The sequence below is a fragment of the Yersinia pekkanenii genome, assembly GCF_001152565.1.
Classification (GTDB): domain Bacteria; phylum Pseudomonadota; class Gammaproteobacteria; order Enterobacterales; family Enterobacteriaceae; genus Yersinia; species Yersinia pekkanenii.
The window spans coordinates 1-421 of sequence record NZ_CQAZ01000225.1 but is presented as its reverse complement, the minus strand read 5'-3'; the positions used below and the strand labels follow the sequence as shown (position 1 = coordinate 421).

Here is a 421-nt window from a genome sequence, read left to right as displayed (position 1 = left end):
GCTGAGTGATAACAAGACCCAATTTACCTATTCCGAGGTGTTGAGTAAGACACTGGGCGGGATCCGTGCGCAGGCAGGGAGCTTTCAACAGGCGAGGGCCGCCATCGAGGTGGCCATCGAATCGCAACAACTTATCCCCCTCGACCGTGAAAAAGGCACCTTCACCTCTGCTGTCCATCTGCTGGATGAACTGAGCGTGCAGCAGTTGGCGGGGCGTATTCAGTCTGAAAACCGTACCGTGGCATTCAGCGCACCGGAACAGCGCCCGCAGGGCGTGATGGGAAAAATTGCCGATGTCATGCCGAATCTCGCGATTATCAGTGGCAGTGGTGGCGCGACCGTTCAGCGAGAGCGGGTGATGGAAGCCGTCAATATGGCCAGTGGACAGGGGCGGATGGTCACTGTACTGGCGACCGACAAG

General features: G+C 58.0%; 1 protein-coding gene. It reads left to right on the top strand.

Annotation, left to right across the window (positions count from 1 at the left end; genetic code table 11):
• The coding region (locus AEP37_RS26890) for a hypothetical protein (RefSeq protein WP_049615704.1) at positions 1 to 421 on the top strand (421 nt) is incomplete at both ends.